The 6029-nt window shown below is 73.7% G+C and carries 6 protein-coding genes; 3 read left to right on the top strand and 3 right to left on the bottom strand.

Going from position 1 to position 6029, the window contains the following annotated elements; genetic code table 11:
• Positions 1 to 3: 3 nt before the first annotated feature.
• Both prpB and DZG00_RS00965 read right to left on the bottom strand, forming a co-directional pair.
• Positions 4 to 918, bottom strand: a complete 915-nt coding sequence (gene prpB, locus DZG00_RS00960; protein ID WP_119381092.1) for a methylisocitrate lyase — start codon at positions 916 to 918, stop codon at positions 4 to 6.
• Positions 918 to 2468, bottom strand: a complete 1551-nt coding sequence (locus DZG00_RS00965) for an MmgE/PrpD family protein (protein ID WP_119381093.1) — start codon at positions 2466 to 2468, stop codon at positions 918 to 920. The genes prpB and DZG00_RS00965 overlap by 1 nt, the downstream gene beginning before the upstream one ends.
• 101 nt (positions 2469 to 2569) lie before the next feature.
• Between DZG00_RS00965 and DZG00_RS17490 the strand changes: the two genes are divergently transcribed.
• The gene (locus tag DZG00_RS17490) at positions 2570 to 3478 is read left to right on the top strand and encodes a GNAT family N-acetyltransferase (RefSeq protein WP_119381094.1); all 909 of its coding nucleotides are present in this window, start codon (positions 2570 to 2572) and stop codon (positions 3476 to 3478) included.
• Positions 3479 to 3530: 52 nt separating this feature from the next.
• On the opposite strand, the gene DZG00_RS00975 is transcribed toward DZG00_RS17490, so the two are convergent.
• The gene (locus DZG00_RS00975) at positions 3531 to 4184 is read right to left on the bottom strand and encodes an FMN-dependent NADH-azoreductase (RefSeq protein ID WP_119381095.1); all 654 of its coding nucleotides are present in this window, start codon (positions 4182 to 4184) and stop codon (positions 3531 to 3533) included.
• A gap of 104 nt (positions 4185 to 4288) precedes the next feature.
• Here DZG00_RS00975 and DZG00_RS00980 point away from each other — a divergent pair, with 104 nt between their 5' ends.
• The gene (locus tag DZG00_RS00980; RefSeq protein ID WP_311135794.1) at positions 4289 to 4711 is read left to right on the top strand and encodes a winged helix-turn-helix transcriptional regulator; all 423 of its coding nucleotides are present in this window, start codon (positions 4289 to 4291) and stop codon (positions 4709 to 4711) included.
• Between the two features lie 178 nt (positions 4712 to 4889).
• Positions 4890 to 6029 (top strand): tyrosine-protein phosphatase (locus tag DZG00_RS00985; RefSeq protein ID WP_147359900.1); only part of this gene is annotated, 1140 nt, incomplete at its 3' end.

The raw sequence follows: 6029 nt of genomic DNA on the forward strand, positions 1-6029 counted from the left end.
GCATCACGCCCCGCCGCGGTTCCCCTCCAGCGTGAACGTGAAGACGTCCTCGTCGAACGCGCTGTAGCCCGCGTAGTCGAGCAGCTCGTAGAGGCGGGCGCGGGTCTGCATCTCGGGCACCTTCCCGGCGAGCGTGCCCTCCTCGACGATCGCGTCGAGGCCGCGCTCGGCGGCGCCCATCGCGAGGCGCAGGAGCGACACCGGGTAGATGACGATGTTGACGCCCACGTCGGCGAGCTGCTGCGTCGTGAAGAGCTCGCTCTTCCCGAACTCGGTCATGTTGGCCAGGATCGGCACGTCCACCGCGGCGCGCATCGCCTCGAACTCGGCGAGGTCGGCCATCGCCTCGGGGAAGATCGCGTCGGCCCCGGCATCCACGAGAGCGCGAGCGCGGTCCACCGCCGCGGCCATGCCGTCGACGCCGCGCACGTCGGTGCGGGCCATGATCAGCAGGTCCGGGTCGCGGCGGGCGTCGACGGCCGCGCGGATCCGCTTGAGCGCGGTCGACTCGTCGACCACCTGCTTGCCGTCCAGGTGGCCGCAGCGCTTCGGGTTCACCTGGTCCTCGATGTGGAGGCCGGCGACGCCGGCGTCCTCGAGCATCTGCACCGTGCGGGCGACGTTCATCGGCTCGCCGAATCCCGTGTCCGCGTCCACCAGGCACGGCAGGTCGGTGACGCGCGCGATCTGCTGCGAGCGCCCGGCCACCTCGGTGAGGGTGGTGAGGCCGATGTCGGGCAGGCCGAGATCCGCCGAGAGCACGGCGCCGGAGATGTAGACGCCGTCCATGCCCTTGTCCTGGATCAGGCGGGCCGACAGCGGGTTGAACGCGCCGGGCAGGCGGAGCAGCTCGCCGGTCGCGAGGCGCTCGCGGAACGCGTGGCGCTTGGCGGCGGAGGTGAGGGTGGAGTGCAGCATCAGAGGAGTCCCTTCGGGGAGCCGGCGCCGTCGAGCAGGCCGCTTCGTGCGGTGACGGTGAGACCGGCGAGCTCGTCGGCGCCGAGCTCGGGCAGGCGCTCGACGAGCGCGAGGAAGCGGTCGACCTCGGCATCCTCGAGCACCCCGTCGGCGAGCGTGCGGAGCTTGGCGACGTAGTCGGGGCGCGCGAACGGCCGGGCGCCGAGCGGGTGCGCGTCGGCCACGGCGATCTCGTCGACGATGGTCGAGCCGTCCGTCAGCCGGATCTCCACCCGCCCGCCGAACGCCTTCTCGGCCGGGTCCATGGAGTGGTACCTGCGGGTCCACTCCGGGTCCTCGGTCGTCGTGACGCGGCGCCAGAGGTCCACCGTGTCGGGGCGGCCGGCCCGCTCGGGTGCGTACGAGTCGACGTGGTGCCAGGCGCCGTCCTGCAGCGCGACCGTGAAGATGTACGGGATCGAGTGGTCGAGCGTCTCGCGGCTGGCGCGCGGGTCGTACTTCTGCGGGTCGTTGGCGCCGGATCCGATGACCACGTGCGTGTGGTGCGAGGAGTGGATGATCACGCGGTCGATGGCGTCCGCATCCGCGAGCACCGGGTGCGCGTGGTGCAGGCGGCGGGCGAGGTCGATCCACGCCTGCGCCTGGTACTCGGCCGAGTGCTCCTTCGTGTACGTGTCGAGGATCGCGCGCTTGGCCTCGCCCGGCGCGGGCAGCGGCACGTCGTACGAGGCGTCGGGTCCGTCGAGGAGCCACGCGATCACGCCGTCCTCGCCCTCGTAGATGGGGGTCGGGCTGGTCTGGCCGCGCATCGCCCGGTCGATCGCCTCGACGGCCATCTTCCCGGCGAACGCGGGCGCGTGCGCCTTCCACGTGCTGATGGCGCCCTTCCGCGACTGGCGCGTCGCGGTCGTGGTGTGCAGGGCCTGGCCGACGCCCTGGAAGACGGTGCCCTCGTCGAGGCCGAGGAGCGTCCCGATTCCGGCGGCGGCCGACGGGCCGAGGTGCGCGACGTGGTCGATCTTGTGCGCGTGCAGGCTGATCGCCTTCACGAGGTCCACCTGGATCTCGTAGCCGGTCGCGATGCCGCGGATCACGTCGGCGCCCGTGAGCGCGCGCCCGTCGGGGCGACCGGCCGCGGCGGCGTGCTGCGCGGCGGCGAGGATCGGCGGGATGTTGTCGCCCGGGTGTGAGTACTCGGCGGCGAGGAACGTGTCGTGGTAGTCGAGCTCGCGCACGGCCACGCCGTTCGCCCACGCCGCCCACTCGGCGCTCACGCGGGTGGCGGGATCCGCGCCCACGACGGTCGCGCCCGCGCCGCCCGTGGACGGCCCGTGCGCGAGGGCCTGCGCGCGCGCCGCGACGACGGGCGCGCGGGTGAGCGAGGCGGTCGCGACGGCGGCGTTGTCGATGATGCGGTTCACGATCATCTCGGTGACGTCGGCGTCGACCTCGACCGGGTCCGCGGCGACGGCGGCGATGCGCCCCGCCAGCTGCTCCTCGGGAGGCAGGGCCTCGTCGCTGCGGTGGACGCGGACGCGGTGGATCTGCATGCTCTTCCTCACGGTCGGGGCACCGGCGCGGAGGGCTCGTGACCTCGTCCGCGCGGCACCGGTCCAGCGTATCCACCGGCGGGCCCGTCCTACGCTGGGGCGTGCTCACCGTCGCCCCGGAGTCCCCGCGCGCCGCCGACGTGCTGCCGCTGCTGCGGCAGGCCGACGACTTCGCGCTCGCCCTGTACCCGGCCGAGAACTACCACGCGCTCGACGTGACCGACCTGGAGCGGCCCGGCGTGACGTTCCTCGTCGCGCGCGACGACGGCCGCGCGCTCGGCACCGCGGCGGTCGTCGACGGCGGCGACGGATCCGCGGAGCTGAAGCGCGTCTACGTCACCGATGCCGCGCGCGGCCTCGGCGTGGGGCGCGCGCTGCTGGTCGCCGCCGAGGAGCGGGCCCGCGCGCTCGGCGCGACGACCATGCGGCTCGAGACCGGCCTGCCGCAGACCGCCGCCATCGCCATGTACGAGCGCGGCGGCTACCGGCACGTGCCGCGCTTCGGGCCGTACGCCGCGGATCCCACGAGCGTCTGCATGGAGCGCGACCTGCGCGTGGCGCCCGGGCCGATGCCGCGCTGGATCCTCCGCCCCGCCCTCGCCGACGACGCGACGTGGATGGCCGAGCTCCGCGCCGTCGCGCTCCGACCCGACCTCGAGCGGCTCGGCCGATGGGATCCGGTGCGGGTCCACCGCCGCTTCCTCGACGGCTGGGCGCCCGAGCGCACCTCCGTGATCCGCGTCGACGGCCGCGACGCCGGCCTCATCGCCTGCCGCGAGGAGGCCGACGCGCGCTGGATCGAGCACTTCCACCTGGATCCCGCGGTGCAGGGCCGCGGGATCGGCGGCGAGGTGCTCCGCGATCTGATGCAGCGCCACGACGACGGCCGCCCGTTCCGCCTCGACGTGCTGCAGGGCAGCGCCGCGCGGCGCCTCTACGAGCGGGCCGGGTTCCGGGTCGAGCGCGAGGACGCGGTGGACGCGTGGCTGGTGGCGATGCGCGGCAGATGATGCACCTCACGTCATGCGCGCGACCGACATCGAGGAGACGATCCGAGTCGGCTCAGGCGGCCAGGCGCGTGGCGAGGCCGCGTCCGTGCTCCGCGGCGGCCCTCTCGGCGAGGCTCCTGAGCTCGTCGGCGACCTCCGTGAACTGGTCCAACGCCGGGTTGACCCCGACGAGGGTGAACTCGCGCGTCACGACCTCCAGGTCGAGCTGCCAGACGTCCTCGAGGATGCGGCGCATCCAGGCGGTCGCGTGGTCCCAGCCCTCACGCGGGGTCCCGGCCGCGTAGTTGCCGCCCTGCACGGTGACGAGGACGGCCGGCGTGCCCGCGATGGCGGACGGCTGGCCGGGTGCCATGCGGGGGTCGGCGAGCACGAGGTCGACGTACGTCTTGAAGTGCTGCGAGACGCCGAAGTTGTAGAGCGGGACGGCGAAGAGCAGGGCGTCGGCCGCCTCGAGCTCGTCGGTGAGCGTGGCTGCCAGAGCTGCGGCGGCCTGCTGGTCCGGGGTGCGCGCGTCGGCCGGCGTCATGGATCCCGCGACCGCGTCCGACCAGGAGGTCGACGGGACGGGGTCGGTGCCCAGGTGGCGACGGATGATCTCCGCATCGGGGTGGCCGGTGCGCCACTCGCGCTCGACGATGTCGCCGAGAGCGCGGCTCGTCGAGCCGTCGATGCGGATGCTGGCGTCGAGACGGAACAGGGTGGTCATTCTTCTCCTTCAGAGCGGGTGGGTTACGAGGAGTAACTGTGTACGCTGGGCGCCTGTTACCTCAAGCAGACCCCCGTTACCCCGCAGTGACCCAAGGAGCACCGATGTCCCCCGACGAACGCGGCCAGGCCCTGCAGGACCGGCTCGCGGAGTCCATGCCGCCGATGCGCGCGCTCTGCTCCGGAGGCACCCCGGAGCTGTTCCGGTCGTTGATGTCGCGCGTCGGGGACAAGTGGACGCTGCTGGTCATCGGCGTCCTCGGGTCGGACCGCCAGCGCTTCACCGAGATCGCCGACATGATCCCGGGGATCTCGCGCCGGATGCTGACCGTCACCCTCCGCGCCCTGGAACGCGACGGCCTGGTGACGCGCACCGTGTACGCCGAGGTCCCGCCGCGGGTCGAGTACGAGGTCACCGAGCTCGGGCACTCCCTGCAGCGGGTGGCCTTCGCGGTCGGCGAGTGGGTCGGCGACCACCAGCACGTGATCGCGGACAACCGCCGCCGCTTCGACGGCGAGGCCGTCTGACCGTCGGGCGCTCGCCTCCTTCCTCGCGGGGACTCGACGCCCAGGAGTTCACCGAAGCAGAACATCGCGTTCATGCACGGGGTGGCGCCGCACCCCATGCTCCTGATGCCGAGCTCGCGCCCGCCTGCGCGCGCCGGCCTGCGCGACCCCGCGCGCATCCCACCACAGAAGGACGAACGTGACGATCCCCCCTGCCCGCCGTGCCGCCCCCGCGCGCATCGGCGCCCTCACCGCGGCGGCCGCCGCGGTGGTGCTCTCCGTCGGCATCGGCGCGCCCGCGCACGCGGCGGCCGCCCCCGCGCTCCAGCCGGCGCCCACCTCGAGCGACCACCTCATCACCGACGTGCCCGGCCTGGTCAACGGCCGCGAGCTCGGCGCGTACACCGGCGTCGACGGGCGCACGGTCGCCGCGAGCCGCCTGATCCGGACGGAGTCGCTCGACAGGATCACCCCGGCGGGTGCCGCGACGCTGGCGACCGTGCACCACGTCGACCTCGTGATCGACCTGCGCACGCCCGGCCAGATCCGGGCGAAGCCGGACGTGCCGATCCCCGGCGCGAAGACCGTCGCGATCTCCCTCTTCGGCGCCGATGGCGACTACCCGGACGACACCGTGATGTACCAGGACCTCGTCGACGAGGGCCACGTCGACGCGGCGCACCCCGGCGTCATGATCAGCGCGTACCGCCAGGTGCTGCAGGCCCTCGCGTCGCACACGGGCGACGGCACGATCCTCATCCACTGCTCGCACGGGATGGACCGCACGGGCACCGTGATCGACCTGCTCGACCGGATCCTCGGCGTCGGCAGCTCCGACATCCTCCACGACTACCTGCTCTCCAACACCCAGCTCGGCGTCGACTGGGCGAAGCCCGCGCTCCTCCAGGGCACGTTCGAGGCGGGCATCGCGTCGCGCTACGCGGGGATGGACTCGTACATCCGCACCACGCTCGGCGTCGACGACCAGGAGGTGCGCGCGCTGCGCGACCGGTTCCTCGTCTCGGACGACGCGGCAGCGGCCTCCATCACCATCGGCGGCGTCACGGTGCCGCTCGGCGACGCGGCCGGATCCGCCGGTGCCGTCGTGCCCGTGGGCCTCCCCGCCCTCACGCCCGCCGACGTCCGGGTGACCACCGGGGACGGCGCTGCCACGTCGTCCGTCTCGGTCGACGGGCGCACCGTCACCGTCACCGTGACCGCGGCGGACGGGCGCACGACGCGCACGTACCGCGTCACGGCCGGGCTCCCGGAGATCGCGCTGCCCGGCGGATCCGCGCCGACCGCGGGAGGCGCCGTCGCGTTCCGCGCCGCCGGCCTC

This window comes from Clavibacter lycopersici (assembly GCF_003576405.1).
In the GTDB taxonomy this organism is placed as follows: Bacteria; Actinomycetota; Actinomycetes; order Actinomycetales; family Microbacteriaceae; genus Clavibacter; species Clavibacter lycopersici.